This is a genomic window from Flavobacterium ardleyense (assembly GCF_033547075.1).
GTDB lineage: Bacteria > Bacteroidota > Bacteroidia > Flavobacteriales > Flavobacteriaceae > Flavobacterium > Flavobacterium ardleyense_A.
Map to the genome: position 1 here is coordinate 962,841 of NZ_CP137891.1, position 26,069 is coordinate 988,909.

Genomic DNA, 26,069 nt, shown 5'->3' on the forward strand with positions numbered 1-26,069 from the left:
AATTTCGAGGTTTTTTTATAATTTAAGTAATTACAGTTTATATACTGATGATTGAGACTTAAGTAAAATTCAAAACATGAAAAAATATTTATTATTAGTATATCTAGTTGCGATCTCATGCCAACAAACTATTACAACCAACAACTCAGAAAATGATGTAAAAATTGCGAAAGAAATTACAAGTGTTCTTTATAAAGATCTGATCAAATTAGATACTCTGAACATCTATAAATATTTAGATACCTCAATATCCAAGAAAGAACTATCTGAATCATTTAATGAAAAATTCAAAGATTTTGAAAATATTGAATCATTTGAAATATTAAGTACCGAAACTAAAAGTACCGTAATCGATGATTATAGCCAAACAAATTACAGAGTGACAGCTCTAGTTTTCTATGAGAAAAGCCATTTTATAGAAAAAATAAGTTTTAAGAAAATTGACAATAATATTTCGAAATTAGATGGATATTCGTACGAGCAAGTATTAAAGTAAATACTTACGATTATAAATTATTATTGTCGATGTCGCAGAATTCCTTCGACATTTCACAAAAACCGCTATCGCAGATGTCAAGCCGTACTTTAAAACGTCGATAGCGCGAATTTGTATTCCGTGCCCACAATCAAAATAATAATTTCTGAAATGTCTTAATTTACGTTGCTCATTAATAATTCCTTTCTGATCCCGTAGGGATCACATGTTTATAGAAATCAATGCGCGTTTCTTCTTCGACCCCATCGGGGTCGCACATTTCCCATAAGCTTCTCATAACATATTATCGCGAACTTACTCCGTCATTTAATCATATCCTCGGGCGTAACCTTTGTAATTTTTGACAATCCCTCAAATGCAACTTTTAATTAATACACAAAAAAAGCCCCAAAAAATTAATTTTGGGGCTTTCCTATATTTATAAAACGATATTTCTAGTCATTCAACTTCAAAACCGCCATAAATGCTTCTTGCGGAATCTCTACGTTTCCTACCTGACGCATTCTCTTTTTACCTTTTTTCTGCTTTTCAAGCAACTTACGCTTACGCGAAATATCACCACCGTAACATTTTGCCGTAACGTCCTTACGAAGTGCTTTGATCGTCTCTCTAGCAATTACTTTCACACCAATTGCTGCCTGAATCGGAATATCAAACTGCTGACGCGGAATCAATTCTTTCAATTTCTCGCACATCTTTTTACCAATTTGATGCGCATTATCAACGTGAATCAAAGACGAAAGTGCATCTACAATTGTAGCATTCAACAAAATATCAACTTTTACCAGATTCGAAGTACGCATTCCGATTGGAGTATAATCAAAAGATGCATACCCTTTAGAAACCGTTTTCAATCTATCGTAAAAGTCAAATACAATTTCTGCAAGAGGCATATCAAAAGTCAATTCAACACGCTCAGTTGTTAAGTAAGTCTGATTTGTAATTACTCCACGTTTTTCGATACATAAAGACATTACGTTTCCTACAAAATCTGCTTTTGTAATGATCGTCGCTTTAATGTAAGGCTCTTCAACATGATCAAGTCTTGAAGGCTCAGGCAAGTCAGAAGGATTATTTACTACCATTCCCACTTCTGGATCTTTCTTAGTATAAGCTAAGTACGAAACGTTGGGAACCGTAGTAATTACAGTCATATTAAATTCACGCTCAAGACGCTCCTGAATAATCTCCATGTGCAGCATTCCCAAGAATCCACAACGGAAACCAAATCCCAGAGCTGCCGAACTTTCTGGCAAAAATACCAGCGAAGCATCATTCAGCTGAAGTTTCTCCATAGAATTTCGAAGCTCCTCGTAATCCTCCGTATCTACGGGATAAATTCCCGCAAATACCATCGGTTTTACGTCCTCAAAACCAGTAATCATATTGGTAGTTGGCGTTTTCGCATCGGTAAGCGTATCACCTACTTTTACTTCACGAGCCTCCTTAATTCCAGATATTAAATAGCCAACATCACCAGCAGAAATCACACTTTTCGGAACTTGATTTAACTTTAAAGTTCCAATTTCGTCAGCGAAATATTCATTTCCAGTGGCCATAAATTTAATTTTCTGACCTTTCTTAATTTCCCCATTTTTCACTCGGAAAATAACTTCAATTCCTCGAAAAGGATTGTATACAGAGTCAAAAATTAAAGCTTGTAACGGCTCATCTTTATTTCCTTTTGGCGGGGGAATTCTTTCAATAATTGCCGCTAAAATTTCTTCTACTCCAAGTCCTGTTTTCCCCGAAGCGTGAATGATTTCATTGATATTACAACCCAAAAGGTCCACAATATCGTCGCTTACTTCTTCAGGATTCGCACTTGGCAAATCTACCTTATTCAAAATCGGAATAATCTCAAGATCATTTTCCAATGCCAAATAAAGGTTCGAAATCGTTTGCGCCTGAATACTTTGTGCAGCATCAACAATCAAAAGTGCACCTTCACAAGCGGCAATTGATCGCGAAACCTCGTAAGAAAAATCTACGTGTCCAGGAGTGTCAATCAAATTCAGGATATATTCCTGTCCTTGATAGGTATATTCCATCTGTATCGCGTGACTTTTTATGGTAATTCCTCTTTCACGCTCAAGGTCCATACTATCTAGCAATTGCGCCTTTTCTTGTCGCGCCGTCACCGTTTGAGTTGCCCCAAGCAATCGGTCAGCAAGCGTGCTTTTTCCGTGGTCAATATGCGCAATAATGCAAAAATTTCTTATATGTTTCATCTACTTTTGATATCAATTTTTTTTATTTGGGCGTGCCCTGTTGCACAACGACCTTCCTTAAATTTGAACATTAGTGTAGCAACAGGTCAGGCTTTCCACTCCCAATCTTTCTTGTAGCTTGTGCTCCGCAAAGCTACAAGAAAGGATTTCCGCTGCAATCCTTCACGCAAACGCAAAGTAACATTCAATTAAAGGTAATTTAAATAATCCGCAAAGATAGTTTTTTCGCCGTTAACTTTAAACGCTGAATTTCAATTATGGGAAGTTTGTTTTAATATAAATTTAGTTTAAGAATTTAAAGCGATGAACACTGTATATAAACTTGCTTTAACCTACTTGCTGCGTCGAGATTGCTTTAACGTCCAATGAGCAGATGGGATGAAATATCGATACCAATTTTGATATAGATGATTGAAGATTTTTCGACGAAAATTGGTGAATTATTCACTTAGAGACATACAATTATTAGAGTGAAGCTTTTTGATTGAGTGCGGGTAAATTAGATTTACTAATCTGATTAACTATATTTTTCCTTTAATTTTAAAATCAACTCGGGGGTATTTTAAAAGATTGTGTATGTAAAATTTACTTTTCATATTCTTAATGTGCCTTTCAATTTTTAAACCTTGCTCTTTACTTACGCAATAATTAGAAAAATATTCCAGTCATTAGCTTTAGCGGTGAATTTATCGGAAGCTGATTTTTTATGATATTCTAAGCGGGAATACAAATCAGAAGAATAGCCAACATAGAACCTATCTAAATGAAGTGAATGAAGTATGTAAACACAATCCATATCGCAAGTATTAATAATGGAAAGATAGGGAGGTTTTTTTAATATTTCTCAACAGAAATTTTTGTTAATTTTTAAAAACAAAAAAGTCCGATATTTCTATCGGACTTCTTCTGTGCTCCCCCTTTCCGATAGTCATCGGAACAGGCAATTAGTTCGAATCAATCCCGATCACTATCGGGGCTCTGATTAACCATATTTTTCCTTTAATTTTAAAATCATCTCGGGGTATTTTAAAAGATTCTGTATGTATATTTTGCTTTTCATATTCTTAATGTGTCTTTCAATTTGTAAACCTTGCTCTTTACTTACGCAATCAATAATTAGAAAAACAATCCAGTCATTTGCTTTAGCGGTGAATTTATCGGAAGCTGATTTTTTGTGATATTCTAATCGAGAATTCAAATCAGAAGAATAGCCAACATTGAACCTATCTAAATGAAGTGAATGAAGTATGTAAACACAATCCATATTGCAAGAATTAATAGTGGAAAGATAGAGTGGTTTTTTTAAAATTTCTCAAGAAAAATTTTTACTAATACTTAGAAACAAAAAAGTCCGATATTTCTATCGGACTTCTTTTGTGCTCCCCCTTTCCGATAGTCATCGGAACAGGCAATTAGTTCGAACCAATCCCGATCACTATCGGGGCTCTGATTAACTATAATATATTTGGAATTTCGAATTCTTCTTACGAAAAATCCCACTAATTCTTAAAAACAAAAAAGTCCGATATTTCTATCGGACTTCTTCTGTGCTCCCCCTTTCCGATAGTGATCGGAACAAGCAATGGGCTCGAATCAATCCCGATCACTATCGGGGCTCTGATTAACTATATTATATTTATATTTTCGAATTCTTCTTACGAAAAATCCCACTAATTCTTAAAAACAAAAAAGTCCGATATTTCTATCGAACTTTTTCTGTGCTCCCCCTTTCCGATAATGATCGGAACAGGCAATGGGTTCGAATCAATCCCGATCACTATCGGGGCTCTGATTAACTATAAAATATTTGGAATTTCAAATTCTTCTTACGAAAAATCCCACTAATTTTTAAAAACAAAAAAGTCCGATATTTCTATCGGACTTCTTCTGTGCTCCCCCTTTCCAATAGTGATCGGAACAGGCAATGCGTTCGAACCAATCCCGATCACTATCGGGGCTCTGATTAACTATTTTATATTAGACTTATAAATATTTCTTACGAAAAATCCCACTAATTCTTAAAAACAAAAAAGTCCGATATTTCTATCGGACTCCTTTTGTGCTCCCCCTTTCCGATAGTGATCGGAACAAGCAATGGGCTCGAATCAATCCCGATCACTATCGGGGCTCTGATTAACTATATTATATTTGGAATTTCGAATTCTTCTTACGAAAAATCCCACTAATTCTTAAAAACAAAAAAGTCCGATATTTCTATCGGACTTTTTCTGTGCTCCCCCTTTCCGATAGTGATCGGAACAGGCAATGGGTTCGAACCAATCCCGATCACTATCGGGGCTCTGATTAACTAAATTATATTTATATTTTCGAATTCTTCTTACGAAAAATCCCACTAATTCTTAAAAACAAAAAAGTCCGATATTTCTATCGGACTTTTTCTGTGCTCCCCCTTTCCGATAGTGATCGGAACAGGCAATGGGTTCGAACCAATCCCGATCACTATCGGGGCTCTGATTAACTAAATTATATTTATATTTTCGAATTCTTCTTACGAAAAATCCCACTAATTCTTAAAAACAAAAAAGTCCGATATTTCTATCGGACTTCTTCTGTGCTCCCCCTTTCCGATAGTCATCGGAACAGGCAATGGGTTCGAACCAATCCCGATCACTATCGGGGCTCTGATTAACTATAAAATATTTGGAATTTCAAATTCTTCTTGCGAAAAATCCCACTAATTTTTAAAAACAAAAAAGTCCGATATTTCTATCGGACTTTTTCTGTGCTCCCCCTCTTGGGCTCGAACCAAGGACCCTCTGATTAACAGTCAGATGCTCTAACCAACTGAGCTAAGGAGGAAGGCTGATTGCCTTTGAAAGCGGTGCAAAGATAGGATACTTTTTAGTTTCTCCAAATAAAAAATGAAGAAATTTTAAAAAAATTTTAGTTGCCTATAATTGCCTTGTAAACGTCATTACCATTGGCCAACAAAACCAAAGTTATAAGTAACAGAAACCCTGCTAATTGCGCATATTCCATGAATTTATCACTCGGTTTTCTGCGGGTAATTATTTCGTATAATAAAAACATTACATGACCTCCATCAAGTGCTGGAATTGGCAATAAGTTCATAACTCCAAGCATTATTGATAGCAAAGCGGTGATGGTCCAAAAGATTTCCCAGTTCCAAACGGGAGGGAAAATGTCGTAAATCGCTTTAAATCCTCCAACACCTTTATAAGCTCCGGTCTCTGGATTAGCAATCATTTTGAGTTGTTTTCCATATCCGAAGAGTTGATTCTTTCCTTTTTCTATTCCGAAAGGAATAGATTCTAAGATTCCGAATTCAGCACGGTTTACTTTGTATAATCCTTGTTTTTCTAAATCGGCATATTTCATTCTCGGTATATAGATTGCGCCAAGCAAGCCTTCCTGATTGATTGTCAAATTGATTTCAGTCGACTTGTTATCTCGTTTTACAACTGCCGGAACGGTTTGCCCTTTAACTGTTTTGATTTGAGTCATAACTTGGTCTACATAGGGTGTTGCAACTCCATTTATAGATAATATTTGGTCGCCAAGTTTTAATGCATTTGAATTTGGAGAATTTTCTAAAAGTCCATTGATGATAAATGGAACTCGAAGCTCTACAACCGAAACTTTTTTGCCTTGCATTAACTGATCGATAAAGTTAATAGGCATTACAATGGTTTTTTGCTCGCCTTGACGGTCAACGACGATTTCTCTTCCCATTATAATCTTTTCATTCAATTGGTGAAATTGATTGACTTCTGTCCCATCAACAGATATGATTTTATCTCCGGTATGCAAGCCCATTTTCTCGACCACCGGATTTGTAATCCATACTCCGTCATTTAAATCTTTGTTTGCGATATATAAATCACCGTATACAAACGCCATCGCAATGTAAATGATAAATGCCAATACGAAGTTTACGGTAACACCACCCAGCATAATGATAAGTCGTTGCCAAGCTGGTTTTGATCTAAATTCCCATGGTTGTGGAGGTAAAGCCATCTGCTCTTTGTCCATACTTTCGTCAATCATTCCGGCGATTTTGACGTAACCTCCGAGTGGTAACCACCCAATACCATATTCTGTATCTCCGATTTTCTTCTTGATTAAAGAAAATTTCACATCAAAAAATAAGTAGAACTTTTCGACTCTAGTCTTGAATAATTTAGCAGGAATAAAATGGCCAAGTTCGTGAAGTACAATCAGTAACGATAAACTCAGCAGAAACTGAGCTAATTTAATAAGTATTTCCATAAAGATTTTTTCGAAGTTTTAACGCACAAAAGTAAGGTTTTATGTTTGAATTTTGTGATTTAAGAAAGTCTGCGTGTATAAAAGCTTGTTAATGTTTTAAATGATTTGTCCTTAAAATAATAGTAAAAAAAAACTGCGCCGAAATAATTTCTCAGACGCAGTTTTATAAATACTATTTTTTTAAGCTGCTATTATTGTTTTACAAATTTTAAAGTTGCAGTACCTTGAGTAGTTTCAATTGTAATAAAATGAACTCCCGAAGCAAGTGCAGAAATATTCCAACTATTCTCATTCGTGCTTCGCATTACAACTTGTCCGAGCGCATTTCTAAAAGTTGCTTTTTGAATTTCCGCATTATTTTCAAGGGACGAATACAAAATATTTGCTGCAGGATTTGGGTATAATTTTACTCCTGTAATTTCATTAAACTTTTGGACATCCAAAGTTGCCGAATTGTCAGCAGAAATAATATCGCGATTTGGGTCGAATTCAATATTTGTAAGTGTAAAAGGGCAATCAACAATAAAATATTCTCCATTAAAAGTGTTGTCTAAAACAACATCTAATTGTTGCCCATTATTTCCTTTTAGACGTACTGGTACAGGCATTTCGAAAAAGTTGACGGATGGATGCGATTGGGTTTGGTTGATTCTAACCTTTACTTTTCCCAGGACATCGTTATAGGCCGAAACGGTATAGCTTGGATATCCTTGATTGTAAACCCAGTCATTAAAAAATTCGCTAAGGTCCATTCCGCTTGCAGTTTCTAGATGTGCTTGTAGCTGAGCAGTTACTGCAGTCTTATATGCGATTGCTGGATCATTAAGATAATTATTTACACCAAGAAGAAAAGCTTCCTGTCCTAGCTTTAATCGCAACATATTTACTACCATCCCACCTTTGGCATAAGTTAAGCGACTGCTAAATATTCTATCAGAATTTTGCGCTTCTTCAGGTGTTAAATATAATGCGCCACCTGGGTAATAAGTGATATAATCAATTTCGTTTTGCTTGTAGTATCTGTAGGCTGAATCTCCATCCTGATCTTCAATAACAAGTCCAGAAAGATACACTGCAAAACCTTCGTTAAGCCAGATATCTTGCCAAGTACCACATGTTACTTTATCGCCAAACCACTGATGTGCCAATTCATGTGCAATAAGTCCGCGGCTGAAGCCGCCCATGAAAGAAACGGTTGTGTGTTCCATCCCTCCTCCAAATTCAAACTCTGCGTGACCATATTTCTCTGTAGAGAATGGATATGTTTGAAATAGTGATTCGAATAAATTCATTATCGGAAGTGTTACTTCCAATTGGTCTTCTACAAAATCTACAGATTCAGGATATATATAATTTATAATTGGAAAATTATTTGGAGAGGTGCCGGCTTCTTGCTCTATAATTACATAATCAGTAACTGCGATTGCAACTAGATATGCGGGTATTGGATAGTTATGTTTAAAGTGCGTTGTTTTGCTGTTGCCATTGATAGTTTGGCTAATTTCTAATCCGTTTGATACACTCACAAATTGTGTTGGAGCAGTAATATAAACATCGATTGAATCAATTTTATCGGTTAGATCTTCTTTACATGGCCACCAATCGCTCGAACCAAATGGCTCTGAAAGTGTGTAAATTATTGGCGATCCATTATGTGTATCTCTAGTAAAAGCTTCCTGACCTTGGGGAGCATTTCCTGCATAGATAATTTCGACAGTGGCACTTGTTCCTGCAGCAACTGCAGTACCGAGGTTTATCACCAGCTCATTTGAGGTGTTTTGAGTGTATGTAAGTGGTTGGTTATTTCTTTTTACGCTGCTTACATTTAAAGCTTTCGCCAAATCAAAAGTAACGGTATTCATATTTGATAAAGCAGTAAAAGTTGATGTTACTTTTCCGCTGATATAAGGTGCGTAGACTAATGGGTTGACCGTAAATTCTAATTTTTGATAGGTCATATCGTAATTGGCGGTATTGGCATTGCTGACAATATTCATGATTTTGCTTTTTGATTTCATTTCCGATTCGGCAATTGAAGCTTCTCTGTACGGAACTTGTGCAAGGCATGATAACATCGGTAGTAAGCAGGCAAGAAGTAACTTTATTTTCATTTTATTTATTATTTGGATTACAAATATATATAAATGACAATTATACTTAGTTAATATCGAATAAATCTTAAATTTTAATGAAATAATTGTTCGAAAATTATTCTGTATAACATTCGCCTTAAGGCAAATTTTATTATAAACATTTGACTAAATTTGCAATCTTACTTAAATTTTAGAACTTATGTTACAGACCGCGTTTATCAGAGAAAACAAAGAGCAGGTAATTAAGGCTTTGGCCAAAAGACATATCGATGCTACTGCCACAGTGACAAGGATTATTGAGCTTGATGAAAAACGTAGAAGTACGCAAGTGGAGCTTGATACTGTACTAGCCGAATCTAATTTGCTTTCCAAAGATATTGGCGCAATGATGAAATCTGGCGAAAAAGCTAAAGCCGAAATATTAAAGGCCAAAACAGTTCAACTGCGTGATAGAAGTAAAGAGCTGTCGCTAATAAGCGAGGAAGTAGCAGCTGAATTACAACAAGAATTATATACTCTTCCAAATTTACCCGCAGATATTGTACCTGAAGGAAATTCGGCCGAAGAAAATCTTTCTGTTTTTGAAGCAGGAGAAATTCCAAAGCTTCATGAAGGCGCAATGCCTCACTGGGAATTAGTAAAGAAATACGATATCATTGATTTTGAACTAGGGACAAAAATTGCTGGAGCAGGATTTCCTGTCTATAAGGGGAAAGGTGCGAAATTACAACGCGCACTTATCAACTACTTTTTAGACAAAAATACCGAAGCCGGTTACAAAGAAATGCAAGTGCCTCACGTGGTAAACGAAGCTTCTGGTTACGGGACTGGACAATTGCCAGATAAAGAAGGACAGATGTACCACATTGGTATTGATGATTTATATTTAATTCCTACTGCCGAAGTTCCGGTGACAAATATCTTTCGCGATACGATCATTGCCGAAGCTGAACTTCCTGTTTTATGTACTGCATACACGCCTTGTTTCCGAAGGGAAGCGGGATCTTATGGAGCGCACGTCCGTGGGTTGAATAGGCTTCACCAATTTGATAAAGTAGAAATAGTTCGTGTCGAACATCCGGACAATTCTTACAAAGCACTTGACGGAATGGTGGAACATGTAAAAGGAATTTTGGACGAACTGAAATTGCCATACCGAATTTTACGTCTCTGTGGTGGTGATATGGGTTTCACAGCAGCTCTTACTTATGATTTTGAGGTGTTCTCGACTGCGCAAGATCGTTGGTTGGAAATTAGCTCAGTGTCTAACTTTGAAACTTTTCAGGCAAATCGTTTGAAATTAAGATTTAGAGATAAAGACGGGAAAAATCAGTTAGCACATACACTCAACGGAAGTTCATTAGCTTTGCCGCGAGTATTGGCTGGAATTCTTGAGAATTATCAGACTGCCGATGGGATTGTAATTCCAGAAGTATTAAGGCCTTACACTGGTTTTGATATTATAAATTAGCAAAGAATTAGCAGCAGCCGAGATGCTGTTGCAGAGTGAATTGGGTATATTTAGATCCTAAAATAAATCGAAATTTTATAATGAAAGCCATCTTATTCTTTTTGAGTTTGCTGTATTCTGTTGGCGTGCTTGCCCAAAGTGAGCAGCTAGCACAGCATTACTATGACAAAGGGGATTTTGAAAAGGCGAAACTTAGCTATGAGGAGCTATCCAAGCAACAGCCCTCAAACACTTTCTATTTTTTGCGACTCATAGAAACTCAGCAGCAGCTAGAACAGTACGACCTTGCAGAAGTACAGTTGTTAAATCGTTACAAAACGTACAAGCAGCCGTCTTTACTTGTAGAAATTGGTTATAATTATCAACTGAAAAAGGAAGATTCAAAAGCCAAGAAATATTATGATGAGGCAGTAGGGAGTTTGGACAAGAATCCGAATGAGGTATATAGCATTGCTGGTACTTTTGAGAAAAAGGTTCTTGTAGAATATGCCCTACGCACCTACGAACGAGCAATTGCCATTGAGCCAAAATACAATTTTAATTATAAAATGGCTTTATTGTATGGACAAAGTGGGAACGTGGACAAAATGATTTCTACTTTCCTTGATGAAGCGGCGGTGAATCAGTCGTCAATTATAGTCATACAAAACCAACTTTCGAGATTCCTGGCAGAGGATCAGCAGGATGCCTTTAGCGACAGCTTGCGAAAAGCCTTGCTAATAAGGGTGCAAAAGGAGCAAGATGTTTTTTGGAATGGTTTTTTGAGTTGGTACTATGTTCAGAAAAAGGAATTTGCAAGAGCATTCGTTCAGGAAAAAGCAATCTTCAAAAGAAATCCACAAAGTCTGTCCAATATTTTAAATCTTGCACAACTTTCAATCGAGGAAAAGGATGTGGAAACCTCTCGAAACATTTTGAATTTTATTTTGGAAAGTACTTCAGATTCAGAAATATTGATTCAAGCAAACTTGCATCTTTTAGAAATGGAAATTTCCGATGCCACTGCCGGCGATCAGAAGAAAATTGAACCGAAAATTCAAGCCGTGCTGAATCAATTTGGCGTAAGCCGAAATACTTTAAAAATTCAGTTGCTTCAAGCGCACTTCCTAGCTTTCGAATTGAATGAAATTCCACGAGCCAAAGAAATTATCGACAATGCTTTAAAGCTTCCGCTAAATACGTTTGAACAAGCAGATGTTAAGATGGAAATGGCCGATATTTTTTTGCTTCAACAGAAGTTTAATCAAGCTCTTTTATTTTATACACAAATAGAAAATGACTTAAAAAATGATCCCATGGGTCACGAAGCAAGTCTTAAAGCTGCGAAAACAAGTTACTTTAAGGGCGATTTTGATTGGGCCCAAAAACAGTTTGGAACTCTAAAAACTGCGGTATCTCAATTAATTGCCAATGATGCATTGGAATATTTTCTATTGATAAATGACAGCAATGTTGCTGATTCAACGCAAGTCGCACTAAAGCAGTATGCAAAAGGAGATTATTTGAAATATCAGAATAAAAATCAAGAAGCACTACAAGTGTTTCAACAGCTATTGTTGGATTATAAGGGTGATCAGATGGAAGCGGTAACCCATTTGCAAATCGGGGAAATTTATCGTGAATTGGGACAATACGACAAGGCATTGCTGGCTTTTCAAGAAATAATTAGCAAGCATGAAGAAAGCATTTATGTTGATGAAGCATTGTACTATTCAGCTGAAATACTCAGTAAAAGTTTAAATAAGCCTGATGAAGCAAAGGCTTTTTACGAAAAAATACTTTTTAATCATCAGGATAGTATTTACTTTACTGATTCTAGAGAAAAATACCGAATCCTTCGCGGTGATGTTACCTTATAACTTTTAAAAAATTAAGCTATGATAATTTACAATATTACTTCAAATGTTGACGAGAGTGTACATTTAGAATGGTTAGAATGGATGCAGAATGTTCACATCAGTGATTCGATTTCTACAGGAAAATTTCTTAAAGCACGTTTGCTTAAAGTATTGGTCGATGAAGAAATGGGCGGTGTGACATATGCTGTTATGTATTATGTAAGTTGCCGTGATACTTTGGATAAATATTACGAAAAGCATGCGGATAGATTAAGAAAGCAAACCGAAGCTAAATTTGGAGACAAAGTAGTTTCTTTTAGAAGTGAATTGCAGATGATCTCCGACCACTTCGCAGTATAAACTGCCTCACCCACAAAAAATTATATGGAAAAAGTTAAAGCCAAAAAACATTTAGGACAACACTTCCTAAAAGATGAGGAAGTTGCCGAAAAGATTGCAAATACCCTTGTAGGTAGCGGTTACAACGACGTTTTGGAAATTGGTCCTGGAATGGGTGTGCTTACAAAGTATCTGCTCAAGAAAGAAAAAAACGTTGAAGTTATCGAGATTGACACAGAATCGGTGGAATATCTTGGCGCTAATTATCCTCAATTAGAGAACAAGATTATCACTGGAGATTTTCTAAAATACAATGTCAATCTGCTTTTTGACGGTCGGCCCTTTGCGATAATTGGAAACTTTCCATACAATATTTCAAGTCAGATTGTTTTTCGAGCAATCGAATTTAGACATGTCATTCCAGAGTTTTCAGGGATGTTTCAGAAAGAGGTTGCCCAACGAATCTGTGAGAAAAAAGGCTCAAAAGCCTACGGAATTCTGTCGGTATTAGTACAAGCATTTTATGATGCACAGTATCTTTTTACCGTAGATGAACACGTTTTTATTCCCCCGCCTAAAGTAAAATCCGGAGTTTTAAGACTCACACGCAAGGCAGATTATACATTGCCGTGTCCTGAAAAGTTATTTTTTACTGTAGTGAAAACTGCTTTTCAGCAACGACGCAAAACCATGCGAAACAGCTTAAAAACCTTAAACCTTTCGGATACTCTCCGTGAAGACCCTATCTTTGCGCTGCGTCCAGAGCAGTTATCTGTAGAGGAATTTATTATACTAACACAAAAAATACAAGCCGATGGAGTTTAAAATCAGTAAGGAGCTCATTGATCAATTAGAAGAACTAATAAAAGGGAAACAGGACCGTCAACTGATCACTTTGCTCGATGATATGCACCCTACTGATATCGCCGAAATTCTCGACGAGCTCGATTTTAATGAAGCAACGTATATTTTTAAAGTTCTCGATAGCGAGACAACAGCAGGAATTCTTCTTGAGCTTGAAGATGATTTAAGAGAAAATATTCTAAGTAGGCTTTCGCCAAAAGAGATTGCCGAAGAACTTGATGAAATGGAAACCAACGACGCCGCCGATATTATGGCGGAGTTGTCTCAAAGCAAAAAGGAAGAAGTAATCCTTGAGCTTGTGGATGTGGAGCACGCCAAAGATATTGTAGATCTTTTACGATATGACGAAGATTCTGCAGGTGGTTTGATGCACAAAGAACTTGTAAAAGTTAATGAAAACTGGACCGTTTTGACTTGCGTCAAAGAAATGCGTATTCAAGCAGAAAACATTTCGAGAGTACATTCTATTTATGTTGTAGACGATGAAGGCCGACTCAAAGGCCGTCTCTCTCTCAAGGATTTACTTACAACGTCTACTAGAAAGCCAATTATAGATTTATACATTCGCAAGCTTAATTACGTCAAAGTTGATACCGAAGATGTTGAGGTTGCGCGAATTATGCAACGGTACGATCTTGAGGCAATTCCGGTTGTCGATGAGATGGGAATCCTTGTAGGCCGCATTACCATTGATGATATCGTAGATGTTATTAAGGACGAAGCGGATGAAGATTACCAACTTGCTGCCGGTATTTCGCAAGAAGTAGATGCCGATGACAGCATTATCACCCTGACCCGCGCTCGTCTGCCTTGGCTGGTGCTAGCGCTCCTCGGAGGATTTGTCAGCGTAAAAGTTTTAGGCCTTTTTGAAGGTGCAATGATGGAGCACGGGCATCTCTTTTTCTTTACGCCACTTATCGCCGCAATGGCCGGAAACGTAGGGGTTCAGTCATCAGCAATTATTGTTCAAGGTCTTGCCAATAATACCTTGAGTGGGTCGCTTTTTCATAGACTTATTAAGGAAGTATCGCTCAGTTTACTCAACGGTGTCATCCTTGGACTTATCCTTTTCGCTGGAAGTTATTACCTGCTCGATGTTGAAATGATAGTTGGGATAATCGTAACTATAGCGCTGATTTCGGTAATTATTATAGCATCCTTGATCGGAACTTTTGTACCTTTATTACTAGAAAAATGGGGAATTGACCCCGCATTAGCCACCGGTCCATTTATTACAACAAGTAACGATATCTGCGGAATTTTAATATATTTCTCGATAGCACAGTATATTTTACACTTTTAAGAGCTTTTTTATTTGGGCATTCCCCTTTGGGTCGGGCTTTCCGCTGTATCTTTTATTGTTTAAAAAAACAATAAAAGGATGCCGCTGCAATCCCTAATGCGCTCTCCGTTTTTGTTCAGCTAAAGATTTAATAATCCTATAATAGTACAAATCATGACCGCCAAAGACATCAAAATACTTCATATTGATAGCAACCATCCCATAATGTTGCAAGAATTAAACGATTTGGGATTCACAAACGAAATTGATTTTACTTCCAGCAAAGAAGAAGTCGAGCAGATAATTCATAACTACCAAGGAATCGTTATTCGAAGTCGATTTAAAATCGACAAAACATTTCTCGACAAAGCAGTCAATCTTCAATTTATTGCTCGAGTAGGAGCAGGATTAGAAAGTATCGATTGCGATTATGCCAACAGTAAAGACATCAGTTTGATTGCAGCTCCAGAAGGTAATTCTAATGCCGTGGGCGAACATAGTTTGGCAATGTTACTATCACTCTTCAATAATCTTAATCGGGCGGACAGCGAAGTAAAAGCGGGTCATTGGAATCGCGAAAGCAATCGCGGACACGAACTCGATGGCAAAACTGTTGGATTGATAGGCTACGGAAATATGGGAAAATCTTTTGCTAAGAAACTCAGAGGTTTTGATGTGAAAGTGATTTGTTATGATATTAAGGAAGATGTTGGAGACGAAAATGCCACTCAAGTTTCGTTGGCTGATTTCCAAAAAGAAGCAGATGTTGTGAGTCTTCATGTTCCCGCTACTGAATTAACCGAAAAGATGGTGAATGCCGATTTTATCAATGCCTTTGCCAAACCATTTTGGCTGATCAACACCGCTCGCGGCACTTCGGTAGTTACCGCAGATATAGCCGAAGCCTTGCAAATTGGCAAAATCCTCGGTGCTGGGCTTGATGTTTTGGAATACGAACAACTATCATTCGAAAATCTATTTGCAGATAATGCATCTACACCCGCACTTCAATATCTACTTAAATCAGAAAAGGTGTTACTGACTCCTCATATCGCTGGCTGGACGGTAGAAAGCAAGGAAAGATTGTCAAAAGTTATTGTAGAAAAAATCTCCGCCAAATATGCAATGCTGCTGATGCAACAATAGATTTAATTAAAACTCACTGTCATGGCTAACAGCTAAATAGATTTTAAATAGGAATATTTATCAAAAAATTCGAGGGGTGTTGCACTTTCAAGTTAATGCAGAGAAAATTTATTTTAAAATGAAGATAGTTTTAGGCTTTCCATTAAAATTTGCTATTTTTAATCAAAATTATTTAAACCCTCACAAAATGGAAAATACTAGAAACGAGACTTGGAATACTCCTCAACAGCCAATGCGTCCCGAAAGTAAGAGAATTGTTGCTGGCATATTGGCAATACTCATCGGGTCTTTGGGGGTTCACAAATTTATACTCGGCTACACCAGAGAGGGACTTTTACAAATATTGCTAACGGTTATTACCTGTGGAATTGGCTCTATAGTTTCATTTATAGAAGGAATTGTCTACTTAACCAAGTCGGACGAAGAGTTTTATCAAACTTATCAGGTGAATAAAAGACCTTGGTTTTAAGATTTTACCAAGTAAAATCCAAAATATAAAAAGCAGCTTCTCTGTAATACGTCAGAAGCTGCTATCCTTTATTCTTCTCTTATTTAGATTATTTCAATCATTTCGCTTTTTAGATTTCCTCTTAATGCGCTTCCTCATTTTCCTTCAGTTTTCTTTCTAACTCTGCCTGAAATTCTTCCATTACAGGTTTCATCGTGCTTTCTGGGATGTCTGAGATTTTGATATACATCAAGCCATCAACGGCATTGTTGAACAAAGGATCCACATTAAAAGCCACTACTTTTGCATTCTGTTTGATGTATTTCTTAATCAGTACCGGAAGTCGCAAGTTGCCAGGTTCAAGTTCGTCAATAATTTTGTCAAACTTCATTAAATCAGATTCAGCTTCATTGAAAACAAAATCCTTGTCCGCATCTTTGAGCTGCACTTTGTATTCCTTTTTCGGATAGATATATTGTGCAATATATGGATCATAATAGTGTGACTTCATAAATTCAATCATCAGCGACTTTGAAAAATCCGAAAACTGATTGCTAATGCTTACACCACCAATTAAGTATTTGTGTTCTGGATATCGGAGAGTTGTGTGCACGATTCCTTTCCATAGCAAGAATAAGGGCATCGGTTTTAATTGGTATGCTTTGGCAATAAATGCACGACCCATCTCAATTGACTGTGACATCATTTCGAATAATTCAGGTTCAAATCGAAAAAGCTCCTGAAGATAAAATCCTTGAATTCCATACTTTGGAAAAATTTCGGCGCCAAGGCCCATTCTATAAGCTCCAGCTAATTGTTCGCGTTCATTATCCCATAAAAATAAGTGATGATAGTATTTATCGTACTTATCAATATCAATAGATTTATTTGTGCCCTCACCAACCTCACGAAAGGTAATTTCGCGCAAGCGCCCTATCTCATGGAGAATATTCGGAATTTTATTAGCCTCGGTGAAGAAAACTTCATAATTTTTACTTTGCAGTAATCTTGAATCGTTTTCGCGCAGTGCGGCAATTTCTCTTAATATTTTTTCCTTCTTTGCAGGCGTAACAATTTCTTTAGGTGATCGCGACAATTTTAAATTTGGTGCATGAAGAAAAGAAGCCTCTTTTGCGTAAGTGTTGGAAAGCATATAGGTTTTCCTGCGCAGAAATTCGGTGAAATCCTCAATTGTTTCGTGCTCATTTTGTTCTGCAACTGAAATAGGTTTTCCAATGCGGACTCGAATTATTCTGTCCTTTTGCGAAAACACTTCAGACGGCAATTTAGCGGTCCTAAACATAGCGTTCATTTTGGAAAGAGTGTAGAATAATCTACTATTCTTAGCATGAAAATATATAGGAACAACTGGAACTTTTGCTTTTCTGATTACTTTGATCGCACCTTTTTCCCATTTTTTGTCAACTATAAGTTTGCCATCTACATATGTTGACACTTCGCCCGCTGGAAACATTCCTAAAGGCTTTCCATCTGCTAGATGTCTCAAAGTTTCTTTAATCCCAATTACGCTCGACTTTGCATCCTTATGATTTTCAAAAGGATTAACTGGCATTATATATGGTTTTAGAGGCTCAATTCTGTGAAGTAAAAAGTTGGCAATTATTTTAAAATTTGGCTCTTTTTCCAGCATTAGCTTTAGCAAAAGAATGCCGTCAATTCCACCAAGTGGATGATTTGATATAGTAATATAAGCGCCGTCTTTTGGTAGTCTTTTATAATCTTCTTCAGGAATTTCGAACTTAATTTCAAGTTCATCCACGATTGAATTTAGAAAAGGCAAATCATTCAAATGTTTATTGCGATCATAGATTGCATTAAGATTTGAAATTTTCAAAACTTTCATCAATAACCAGCCTGAAAAAGTACCCAGAAAGCCATATTTATCCGTATTTATTGCTCTTGCAACTTCTTTGGCGGTTACTAAACCCATTTTATAAAATTTTTTTGACAAGAAAACAAAGATAGCATAAATCTCAGTCATCTGGCATTGATCTGCAGAATTTGATTTGATTTTGAACAAGAACTCTATTCGATTTTCACTACTTTTGGGCCACTTAATTAGCAATTTAATGAAAATTATTTCTTACAATGTTAACGGAATTCGTGCTGCCATTACCAAAGGTTTTTTTGAGTGGCTTGCACAAGCAGATCCGGATGTAGTGTGCCTACAAGAAATTAAGGCAAATTCGGAACAGCTTGCCCTAGAAGATTTCGAAAATGCTGGATATCCTTATCACTATTGGTACTCAGCGAACAAAAAAGGCTACAGTGGGGTTGCGATTTTTTCTAAGACGAAACCAGATAAAGTGGTTTATGGAACGGGAATCGATTATATGGATTTTGAAGGTCGAAATATTCGTGCCGACTTTGGCGACATCTCGGTGATGAGTTTATACCTTCCTTCTGGAACAAATATCGAAAGGTTAGAGCATAAATTTACCTACATGGACGACTTTATGCAATACATTACAGAATTGCGTAAAGAAGTTCCAAATTTGATTATTTGCGGAGATTACAATATTTGCCATGAGGCGATCGATATTCATGATCCGATACGAAACGCAAAAGTTTCAGGTTTCTTGCCGTCAGAAAGAGCGTGGCTTTCGGAATTTTTAGAAAGTGGCTTTGTAGATAGCTTTAGAATGTTTAATAAAGAACCACATAATTATACTTGGTGGAGCTATAGAGCTGGCGCTCGAGGCAATAACAAAGGTTGGCGATTGGATTATGCTTTGGTATCAAAACCATTGGTCGCTAGAGTGCAACGTTCAGAAATATTATGCAATGTTGTACATTCAGATCATTGTCCTATTTTGATAGAAGTTGTTTAAATTTAGAAAATATTTTAAAATTCAAAAAACACATAATATGAAAAATAAATTCCTTTGCGGAATACTTCTAATGTCTGTTCTTACATCTTGTGTGTCAAAGAAGGTATACACTGAATTGGAAGATAAGCACACTGCACTTAAAAAGGAAGCTAGACAACTATCTGATACTAATGATGAGCTTACCGCAGCAAACAATCTGTATGAACTCGATAATGCGACGTTGCAAAAATCTCTTGCAGATTGCACCGCGGAGCGCGACAAGCTAAAATCTCAGTTAAAATCTTCCGAAAATAATTTAAGCACTCTTCAATCTTCATATGCTGCTTTAGAAAAAAATAGCGATGATGTTTTGCAGAGTAATATGTCTAAAAACCGTGAACTATTAGCTGAGCTTGAAGCAAAAGGCAAAAAGTTGACAGCAGAGCAAGATAGGCTGAATAAATTGAAAAGTGATTTACTCGCAAGTTCTAACCGCCTTGCGGAGCTCGAAAGTATTATGGCAGCCAAAGATGCTGCGATGAACAAATTAAGAGAAACTTTGTCTAAAGCTTTAAATAATTTTGAAGGCAAGGGATTGAGTGTACATCAGAAAGATGGTAAAGTATATGTCTCTATGGAAAACAAGCTACTTTTCCAGACCGGAAGTTGGGCTGTGGGAACAGAAGGAAGGAAAGCGGTAGAGGAAGTGGCAAAAGTGCTTGCGCAGAATCCTGATATTTCTGTTCTAATCGAAGGGCATACCGATAATGATAAGATTATGGGAACTCTGGGTAGTGGAATTGAAAGTAATTGGGATTTATCAACCAAAAGAGCAACGGCAATCGTAAATATTATTACGGAAAATAAACAGATCAATAAACAAAATCTAACTGCAGCTGGCCGAAGTGAGTTTGAACCAATAGCTTCAAATGCAAATGCTGATGGGAAAGCAAAAAATAGAAGAATTGAGATAATCTTAACTCCCAAGTTGGACGCTATTTCAAAGCTTCTGAATGACTTTTAGATTGTAAAGATTAATAAATAAAAAAAGAGAATTTCGGCACTTGCTAAAATTCTCTTTTTTATTATAAATAAATCAGATTATACTCTAATCTCTCCTTCAATTCCTCCATCGTCAAGATCGGCTCCCATAGCTTTTGCGGTCCATTTTAAAAATGATACAGCTTTTCCGTCTTTGGTATCCCAATAATACGCGTAAGAAGGTGAAACCTTAATTACACTGATATTTGGATCGTCTTTTCCTTCATCAAACCAAGCTTTGGCAATTGGATCCCAAGCTTCGTCAATACTAGCTTTGTCGTAGTAAATAGAGGCCGTTCCATAAACCGAAAGGTACTGTGAGTCTGAGATTTTGGAATAAAATAGCTGTACTTTACTGTCGTGCTTTATATCGTCATTCTTATTACTTTGAGAATTGCTCAAAAACCAGATATTTCCTTGATCATCTACTTTATTAGAACTCATTGGTCTGGCGTCAATTGGTTGTTTATCTAAATTTGTACAGAACATACAGATATCAATGTTTTCTGCAAGTTCCTTTAATTTTTTAATAGTTTCATCTCTGTGGGTGTCGTCTTGATTGCTCATAGCTTTTTTTTATTTGTGGTTATTTATCAATTTTTTCTGAAGTCCAATCTATCGCGTGTTGTAAATCGTCCATTTCAAATCCTCTGAATTCTCCTGGCATAATATCACTAAATACATCGGTGAATTTTTTTACAATTTCTGAATCTGATACAATTGCCGCTCGATTCCATTTGGTTAAATTCTGAACTCCTAATAAGCCGTCCTTAACCCAGGCACCAATTGTGAAATTTGCTGGAGAAGTTTCTAGATAGAGTAGGTAATTAAGTTTGCCAGTTTTCTCTACAATTTCTTCTACTTTTTGCAAAACAATGTCAAAATCATCTTTGATTACTTCTCCGCTTGCGCGAAATCCGACCATATTTTCGGGTAAATCTGTTATTTGCTGAATCATCTAGTTTTGGTTAATTGGTTAACAGTTATAAACTTATGATTTAAAAGTGCAATATGCGGTTATTAAATTGCTAATAAAATGTGAAATTTAATTAGAATTTTATAATTTAATTATGTGAATTAAATTAGAGCTATAAAATTTGGAAGAAATTATATAAGTAATGTAGGCCATTATTATCAAGTGACGAAAATAGCAATTGTAAACTAGAGGTAATTTGGCGAAAGCCTAGTAACTTTAGAAGTTAAACTCAGTAAGATCTTCTATTGAATCATTGTCCACGGGAGCGGACAATTTCATTTTGAAATAGGCAGAAGCAGGACCATTAGCATAAATTTTATTTTGCTGATACAAAGTATCCTCTGTCTGCAACAATCCCCGGCGAAACATAATATTTGTAATATATCGCTGCTTGGTATATCCTGAAGATCTTAGTTCACCTTCGGGGGTAAATTGGTACATAAATTTTTTTGGTCTTGGAACAATGGAAGCAAGGTAAATACTTTCGGCGACCGACAATTGTGATGGTTTTTTAGAAAAGTAAAAATTTGATGCTTCGCCAATGCCGTAAATATTGGGTCCCCATTCTATTATATTAAGATACACTTCAAACATTCGACTTTTGGAGGCAATCCGGTTATTTTCTAAAATATAAACTAGTAAGATTTCTTCTAATTTTCGCGAAAGTGTTTTTTCTCTAGTTAAAAAGACGTTTTTAACAAGCTGCATACTGATCGTACTCGCGCCTCGGGCAAATTTTTTAGCCTTAATGTTTTTGATTATTGATTGCTTGAACGCTTCGCCAATAAAACCGTTATGGGAGAAAAACGATGGATCTTCCATGGTGAGCACAGCATTGCGCAAATAGGGCGAAATCTCGTGCAGTGGTGCAAAGTTAATATTTGTCTCACCTACTATTACCGCACGCTGTGGTATACCGTTGTCGATGGCTCGGTATACAAATGGTGCATTAAGTTTGGACAAGTTTGCCTGACCGTATTTAATAATATTAAGACTTTTCTTGTGAAATTGACTTTCAAAAATCAGATCGTTTGGCTTGTTTTTATTGAATTTGAAATCAAGTTTATAATCAAAACTACCTTCGGCTTGCATGCCATCAAAGTTTGAAAATAAACCTTTGGGCAAAGCATCGATAAAATCCTGGGCTTTGGTTTGCGGAATATCGATTTGCATTGCGTAAGTAGTATCGTTCTTGATGCTGTATTCAATAAACGGATGAAATTTTAATTTGTTAATTTGAACGGTTGAGGTGCTGTCAATGCGAATAAAATCTGGTCCGAATGTAAAGTCGTAATTAAACTGAGCATCTTCAATTTTTACATCCTCAGAGGCAATTCGTCTATGATTTACAGTTAGATTTTTGATAGATGCCAATCCGTTTACTAACATTTCACCACTTTTCATATTCAAATTTTTCAATACAATATGAGCGGTGTCAAATGAAGCAACAAAATTATAGCGATCGTCTAAGTATGGAACTTTGATTGAAGTAGTATCGGCATTATAAAGGCGAACATCTGCGGTTTTTTTTCGAGGATTTGCATTCCCGTTAATGCGCCATTCTTGCGAAAAAGTGTTGGTTTTCACTTTAATATTCGTTGCCAAAATCTCGTCTTCTAGTGACAGTGCGATGATCTTTACCGAAGCTTTACTGCCATTATCGTTTACAAATAATGAAAAATTCCTCAGTTTCATATCGGTCGGAACTAGATTTAATGCCTTTGAAAGTAGCTTGTAAAACTTTTGGGCGTACTGTTTTTCTTCAATATTATTTTGGGTAGTAAGAGAGTCATTCTTTTTTATAAAAGATTCGAAATTCTTTTTGGAACCTTTTTTCACGAGAAGTACAAATCCATTCTCCATATTAAGTTTTCCAATTTGCAGCTCTCCAATAAGAAGTTCGCCCAGATTGACACTAGTGTTTAATTTCTGAACTCGCATAAGAGTATCGGCGTTATGCGGAACGATTGAAATGTCTTGCATAACAAGTCCTGAGAAACCTTCAAATTTTGCGCTCCCAATTTTGAATTCGCTCTTATACTCAGTCTTGAATTTTTCCTGAATTTTGACGATACTCTTTTGTAAAATAACATTCCTAAAACCAAAATAAGAAATAAGCAGCAGCAATAAGATTCCTCCAATAATTTTTGCTGCAAGCACTAATCTTCTTTGTAAAACTGTCATAGTAGAGTTATTTATTCAAATAGCTGAGATGCTAAATCTTCAATTGTGGCAATTAGAACTATTTTTATAAAAGTATTTTTGAGAGTAATCTTATTATATTTCGAAACAAAAATGGTGGAAAAACCGAGCTTTTCTGCTTCCTGAATTCTTTGATCAACTCTATTTACGGGTCTAATTTCGCCAGAAAGTCCAGTTTCTCCAGCAAAACAAAAATGTTTATCTATCGGAATGTCTTCATTTGAAGATAATATGGCTGCTACTACTGCAAGGTCAATCGCTGGATCGTCAACAGAAATTCCGCCAGTAATGTTCAAGAAAACATCCTTGGTACCTAATCTAAATCCAGCTCTCTTTTCTAAAACAGCTAGAATCATGTTCAAACGTTTGGCATTGTATCCTGTTGTACTGCGTTGCGGGGTTCCGTAAACCGCCGTACTTACAAGTGCTTGTATTTCGATCATCAGAGGGCGCATTCCTTCCAAAGTCGAAGCAATTGCAGTTCCTGACAAGCTTTCTTTATTTTGCGAAAGCAATATTTCTGAGGGGTTCGCTACTTCTCGAAGTCCGCTTCCATGCATTTCATAAATCCCTAATTCGGCCGTAGAGCCAAATCTATTTTTTAGAGATCTTAGTATTCTATAAACATGATTCCGATCGCCTTCAAACTGAAGTACAGTATCGACCATGTGTTCCAAAATCTTTGGACCGGCGATAGTGCCATCTTTTGTAATATGACCGATTAGTAGCACAGGAACTCCTGACTCTTTTGAAAATTTAATTAATTCGGCGGTGCATTCTCTAATTTGCGAAATTGAGCCGGGAGATGCTTCGATGTGATCTGTATGCAAGGTTTGTATCGAATCGATAATGACCACATCGGGTTCGATATCTTGAATTTGCTTGAAGATATTTTGAGTTTTTGTTTCGCAGAGAATGTAGCAGTTTTCGCCACTAGCGGTAATTCTCTCCGCCCTCATTTTAATTTGCTTCTGACTTTCTTCGCCAGATACGTAGAGGGTTTTATAAGGTAATTTTAGAGAAATTTGAAGCAACAAAGTACTTTTCCCAATTCCAGGTTCTCCGCCGAGTAGGATCATTGAGCCAGGTACAATTCCGCCACCTAAAACACGATTTAATTCTTGATCGCCTGTATTCATTCGGATTTCGTCAACCGAATCAATTTGAGTAATTTTTAGAGGACGTGATGTTTTTGTTTGAGGAGCTTGAGAGACTTTCCAATCTACCTTTTCCTGTTTCTGAATTATTTCTTCGGCAATAGTATTCCATTCTTTGCACGAATTGCATTGACCCTGCCATCTTGCGTATTGTGCGCCGCAATTCTGACAGAAAAAAGTTGTCTTAACTTTTGCCATATACTTATTTCATATTTTTCATTGCTTCTACTTTGTCCATCATCATATTTTTGGTTAATGGACCTATTTCATCTTTTTGGTTTGCAGACATATATGCCGAGGCGGCTTTTTTGTAATTGCCCATTTTTTCGTACATCATTCCTCTTTGATAGTCAGCTAGCATTGTTTTTGGATAATTCTTCTTAGCAAGATCGGCTAGCTTATCCAGTTCTTCGTATGCTTTGTTTTTTAAAATGGCTGCTTCTATTGCGCGGAAATCGCTTTGTCGAATTGTAACTTCCATATTCAAAGCGCTCTGCATCACCTTATACTTCTCAATTAGATAATCAACATATCCAGAAGATAGTGGTGCTATTTTTTCATTATATTCTGTCGTAGTTATCGGGGCATAAGCTGCAAAAAACGAGTAAAGAGCATTGGGTATTGCCGACATTACCATTGAATAGTGTGATTTTCCTTTAAAGTTGTCAAAAAAGTAGTGAAGTCCTGGATCTGAAATTTTGGAGGCTGCTTCATCAAATAGCAAGATTCTATCTTTCATGTCCGGCAAATCGCCTTCGGCGGCAGCGTGGTAATAAAAAATTGGCTTTTTAAGGACAGCTAGACGTTTTGGAATATTCTCTTCCATGTTTGCTGGCAACTCAGCACTCATAGAAATATAGCCATTGAAGAGTGGCTGGTCTTTATACAAATACAAGTTGGCAAAGCCTGCTGTAAGATCATGTCCAGCAATTATCTTAAATGATCCAACTCGATACGATTTCTGCACGGTTGCTACCACTTCACCTATGTATTCAAAAAAGTCGGAACCAACATTTTCGGGTAGTCCAGTGGCTGGAGATGTTTCGCAATCAGAATCTCGCTGATTTCTTTGATCGATTCCAACCAGAATAATTTCGGGTAAATCGTCCCAATAATTAGCGTAATTTAAAGTGCCCATAACTGGATCAAAAAGATAATTTCCGTCTAGGAGAACTAGTAGTGGATAGGTTCTTTTTGTATCTTGTTTGTATGACGGAGGTAGGCTAATATAGATTTCGCGCTCTATCCCAAGTTTTTTTGATCGAATAGTATCCGTGGATTTTTGCGAAAATCCCGCCATACAAAATGCCATCATCAGAAGTAAATACATTTTTTTCATAATTCAGAAATATATAGACGCTTTTGTGATTGACGGGGCGGTAATCTGCATCATTATTGAACGA

At 36.6% G+C, this 26,069-nt stretch carries 21 protein-coding genes and 1 tRNA gene; 10 read left to right on the forward strand and 12 right to left on the reverse strand.

The genetic code is table 11. The features are described from left to right. Positions 1-76 precede the first annotated feature (76 nt). Positions 77-496, forward strand: coding sequence for a hypothetical protein (locus tag SBO79_RS04150; RefSeq protein WP_318642243.1), 420 nt, complete (start codon positions 77-79; stop codon positions 494-496). Positions 497-930: 434 nt separating this feature from the next. Here the strand turns inward: SBO79_RS04150 and lepA are convergent, their stop codons facing one another. From lepA to SBO79_RS04180, 6 genes are all read right to left on the reverse strand, one after another. Continuing rightward, positions 931-2,727: a translation elongation factor 4 gene (gene lepA, locus SBO79_RS04155; protein ID WP_318642245.1), complete on the reverse strand. Its 1,797-nt coding sequence runs from the start codon at positions 2,725-2,727 to the stop codon at positions 931-933. 637 nt (positions 2,728-3,364) lie between these two features. Further along, positions 3,365-3,523 (reverse strand): GIY-YIG nuclease family protein, encoded by a 159-nt coding sequence (locus tag SBO79_RS04160; protein WP_318642247.1) that lies wholly within the window; start codon positions 3,521-3,523, stop codon positions 3,365-3,367. A 186-nt stretch (positions 3,524-3,709) separates the two neighbouring features. Next, entirely contained in the window at positions 3,710-3,991 is a 282-nt protein-coding gene (locus tag SBO79_RS04165; RefSeq protein WP_318642249.1) for a GIY-YIG nuclease family protein, read from the reverse strand. A 1,482-nt stretch (positions 3,992-5,473) separates the two neighbouring features. After that, a tRNA-Asn gene (locus tag SBO79_RS04170) sits at positions 5,474-5,547 on the reverse strand. A gap of 84 nt (positions 5,548-5,631) precedes the next feature. Next, a complete protein-coding gene (gene rseP, locus SBO79_RS04175; protein WP_318642251.1) occupies positions 5,632-6,978 on the reverse strand; it encodes an RIP metalloprotease RseP in 1,347 nt (448 codons plus the stop codon). A 191-nt stretch (positions 6,979-7,169) separates the two neighbouring features. Continuing rightward, positions 7,170-9,089, reverse strand: a complete 1,920-nt coding sequence (locus tag SBO79_RS04180; RefSeq protein ID WP_318642253.1) for a M1 family metallopeptidase — start codon at positions 9,087-9,089, stop codon at positions 7,170-7,172. A gap of 181 nt (positions 9,090-9,270) precedes the next feature. Between SBO79_RS04180 and serS the strand changes: the two genes are divergently transcribed. The 7 genes from serS (at position 9,271) to SBO79_RS04215 (ending at position 16,480) form a co-directional block, all read left to right on the forward strand. Continuing rightward, the gene (gene serS, locus SBO79_RS04185) at positions 9,271-10,542 is read left to right on the forward strand and encodes a serine--tRNA ligase (protein ID WP_318642254.1); all 1,272 of its coding nucleotides are present in this window, start codon (positions 9,271-9,273) and stop codon (positions 10,540-10,542) included. Between the two features lie 80 nt (positions 10,543-10,622). After that, on the forward strand, positions 10,623-12,401 hold the full coding sequence (locus tag SBO79_RS04190) for a tetratricopeptide repeat protein (protein ID WP_318642256.1): 1,779 nt from the start codon (positions 10,623-10,625) through the stop codon (positions 12,399-12,401). Between the two features lie 18 nt (positions 12,402-12,419). Next, positions 12,420-12,740 (forward strand): DUF4286 family protein, encoded by a 321-nt coding sequence (locus SBO79_RS04195; protein WP_318642258.1) that lies wholly within the window; start codon positions 12,420-12,422, stop codon positions 12,738-12,740. A 24-nt stretch (positions 12,741-12,764) separates the two neighbouring features. Further along, positions 12,765-13,544 (forward strand): 16S rRNA (adenine(1518)-N(6)/adenine(1519)-N(6))-dimethyltransferase RsmA, encoded by a 780-nt coding sequence (gene rsmA, locus SBO79_RS04200; RefSeq protein WP_318642260.1) that lies wholly within the window; start codon positions 12,765-12,767, stop codon positions 13,542-13,544. After that, entirely contained in the window at positions 13,534-14,886 is a 1,353-nt protein-coding gene (mgtE, locus tag SBO79_RS04205; protein ID WP_318642262.1) for a magnesium transporter, read from the forward strand. Before rsmA ends, mgtE begins: the two co-directional genes overlap by 11 nt. A 153-nt stretch (positions 14,887-15,039) precedes the next feature. Then, positions 15,040-16,011, forward strand: coding sequence for a 2-hydroxyacid dehydrogenase (locus tag SBO79_RS04210; RefSeq protein WP_318642264.1), 972 nt, complete (start codon positions 15,040-15,042; stop codon positions 16,009-16,011). A 118-nt stretch (positions 16,012-16,129) separates the two neighbouring features. Beyond that, entirely contained in the window at positions 16,130-16,480 is a 351-nt protein-coding gene (locus SBO79_RS04215; RefSeq protein ID WP_406600248.1) for a TM2 domain-containing protein, read from the forward strand. A gap of 121 nt (positions 16,481-16,601) precedes the next feature. Here the strand turns inward: SBO79_RS04215 and SBO79_RS04220 are convergent, their stop codons facing one another. Next, on the reverse strand, positions 16,602-18,410 hold the full coding sequence (locus SBO79_RS04220) for a GNAT family N-acyltransferase (protein ID WP_318642267.1): 1,809 nt from the start codon (positions 18,408-18,410) through the stop codon (positions 16,602-16,604). Between the two features lie 139 nt (positions 18,411-18,549). Here SBO79_RS04220 and SBO79_RS04225 point away from each other — a divergent pair, with 139 nt between their 5' ends. Then, positions 18,550-19,311: an exodeoxyribonuclease III gene (locus tag SBO79_RS04225; RefSeq protein WP_318642269.1), complete on the forward strand. Its 762-nt coding sequence runs from the start codon at positions 18,550-18,552 to the stop codon at positions 19,309-19,311. A gap of 37 nt (positions 19,312-19,348) precedes the next feature. Next, entirely contained in the window at positions 19,349-20,314 is a 966-nt protein-coding gene (locus SBO79_RS04230) for an OmpA family protein (protein ID WP_318642271.1), read from the forward strand. Positions 20,315-20,391: 77 nt separating this feature from the next. Here SBO79_RS04230 and SBO79_RS04235 read toward each other — a convergent pair whose 3' ends face one another. The 5 genes from SBO79_RS04235 to SBO79_RS04255 all read right to left on the reverse strand — a co-directional run bounded on the left by SBO79_RS04235 (position 20,392) and on the right by SBO79_RS04255 (position 26,005). Further along, complete coding sequence (locus SBO79_RS04235; RefSeq protein WP_318642273.1) at positions 20,392-20,898, reverse strand: pyridoxamine 5'-phosphate oxidase family protein; 507 nt, start codon at positions 20,896-20,898, stop codon at positions 20,392-20,394. A 19-nt stretch (positions 20,899-20,917) separates the two neighbouring features. Then, on the reverse strand, positions 20,918-21,289 hold the full coding sequence (locus SBO79_RS04240; protein ID WP_318642274.1) for a SpoIIAA family protein: 372 nt from the start codon (positions 21,287-21,289) through the stop codon (positions 20,918-20,920). Positions 21,290-21,523: 234 nt separating this feature from the next. Continuing rightward, positions 21,524-23,491 (reverse strand): biosynthetic peptidoglycan transglycosylase, encoded by a 1,968-nt coding sequence (locus SBO79_RS04245; RefSeq protein ID WP_318642275.1) that lies wholly within the window; start codon positions 23,489-23,491, stop codon positions 21,524-21,526. 11 nt (positions 23,492-23,502) lie between these two features. Continuing rightward, positions 23,503-24,864: a DNA repair protein RadA gene (gene radA / locus SBO79_RS04250; protein ID WP_318642276.1), complete on the reverse strand. Its 1,362-nt coding sequence runs from the start codon at positions 24,862-24,864 to the stop codon at positions 23,503-23,505. 4 nt (positions 24,865-24,868) lie between these two features. Further along, positions 24,869-26,005, reverse strand: a complete 1,137-nt coding sequence (locus tag SBO79_RS04255) for an alpha/beta hydrolase (protein ID WP_318642277.1) — start codon at positions 26,003-26,005, stop codon at positions 24,869-24,871. Positions 26,006-26,069 lie beyond the last annotated feature (64 nt).

Bases quoted from the DNA above. Each gene is read 5' to 3' on its own strand.
- SBO79_RS04150 (WP_318642243.1), top strand. From the start codon at position 77: ATGAAAAAATATTTATTATTAGTATATCTAGTTGCGATCTCATGCCAA.
- lepA (WP_318642245.1), bottom strand. From the start codon at position 2,727: ATGAAACATATAAGAAATTTTTGCATTATTGCGCATATTGACCACGGA.
- SBO79_RS04160 (WP_318642247.1), bottom strand. From the start codon at position 3,523: ATGGATTGTGTTTACATACTTCATTCACTTCATTTAGATAGGTTCTAT.
- SBO79_RS04165 (WP_318642249.1), bottom strand. From the start codon at position 3,991: ATGGATTGTGTTTACATACTTCATTCACTTCATTTAGATAGGTTCAAT.
- rseP (WP_318642251.1), bottom strand. From the start codon at position 6,978: ATGGAAATACTTATTAAATTAGCTCAGTTTCTGCTGAGTTTATCGTTA.
- SBO79_RS04180 (WP_318642253.1), bottom strand. From the start codon at position 9,089: ATGAAAATAAAGTTACTTCTTGCCTGCTTACTACCGATGTTATCATGC.
- serS (WP_318642254.1), top strand. From the start codon at position 9,271: ATGTTACAGACCGCGTTTATCAGAGAAAACAAAGAGCAGGTAATTAAG.
- SBO79_RS04190 (WP_318642256.1), top strand. From the start codon at position 10,623: ATGAAAGCCATCTTATTCTTTTTGAGTTTGCTGTATTCTGTTGGCGTG.
- SBO79_RS04195 (WP_318642258.1), top strand. From the start codon at position 12,420: ATGATAATTTACAATATTACTTCAAATGTTGACGAGAGTGTACATTTA.
- rsmA (WP_318642260.1), top strand. From the start codon at position 12,765: ATGGAAAAAGTTAAAGCCAAAAAACATTTAGGACAACACTTCCTAAAA.
- mgtE (WP_318642262.1), top strand. From the start codon at position 13,534: ATGGAGTTTAAAATCAGTAAGGAGCTCATTGATCAATTAGAAGAACTA.
- SBO79_RS04210 (WP_318642264.1), top strand. From the start codon at position 15,040: ATGACCGCCAAAGACATCAAAATACTTCATATTGATAGCAACCATCCC.
- SBO79_RS04215 (WP_406600248.1), top strand. From the start codon at position 16,130: ATGAAGATAGTTTTAGGCTTTCCATTAAAATTTGCTATTTTTAATCAA.
- SBO79_RS04220 (WP_318642267.1), bottom strand. From the start codon at position 18,410: ATGGGTTTAGTAACCGCCAAAGAAGTTGCAAGAGCAATAAATACGGAT.
- SBO79_RS04225 (WP_318642269.1), top strand. From the start codon at position 18,550: ATGAAAATTATTTCTTACAATGTTAACGGAATTCGTGCTGCCATTACC.
- SBO79_RS04230 (WP_318642271.1), top strand. From the start codon at position 19,349: ATGAAAAATAAATTCCTTTGCGGAATACTTCTAATGTCTGTTCTTACA.
- SBO79_RS04235 (WP_318642273.1), bottom strand. From the start codon at position 20,898: ATGAGCAATCAAGACGACACCCACAGAGATGAAACTATTAAAAAATTA.
- SBO79_RS04240 (WP_318642274.1), bottom strand. From the start codon at position 21,289: ATGATTCAGCAAATAACAGATTTACCCGAAAATATGGTCGGATTTCGC.
- SBO79_RS04245 (WP_318642275.1), bottom strand. From the start codon at position 23,491: ATGACAGTTTTACAAAGAAGATTAGTGCTTGCAGCAAAAATTATTGGA.
- radA (WP_318642276.1), bottom strand. From the start codon at position 24,864: ATGGCAAAAGTTAAGACAACTTTTTTCTGTCAGAATTGCGGCGCACAA.
- SBO79_RS04255 (WP_318642277.1), bottom strand. From the start codon at position 26,005: ATGAAAAAAATGTATTTACTTCTGATGATGGCATTTTGTATGGCGGGA.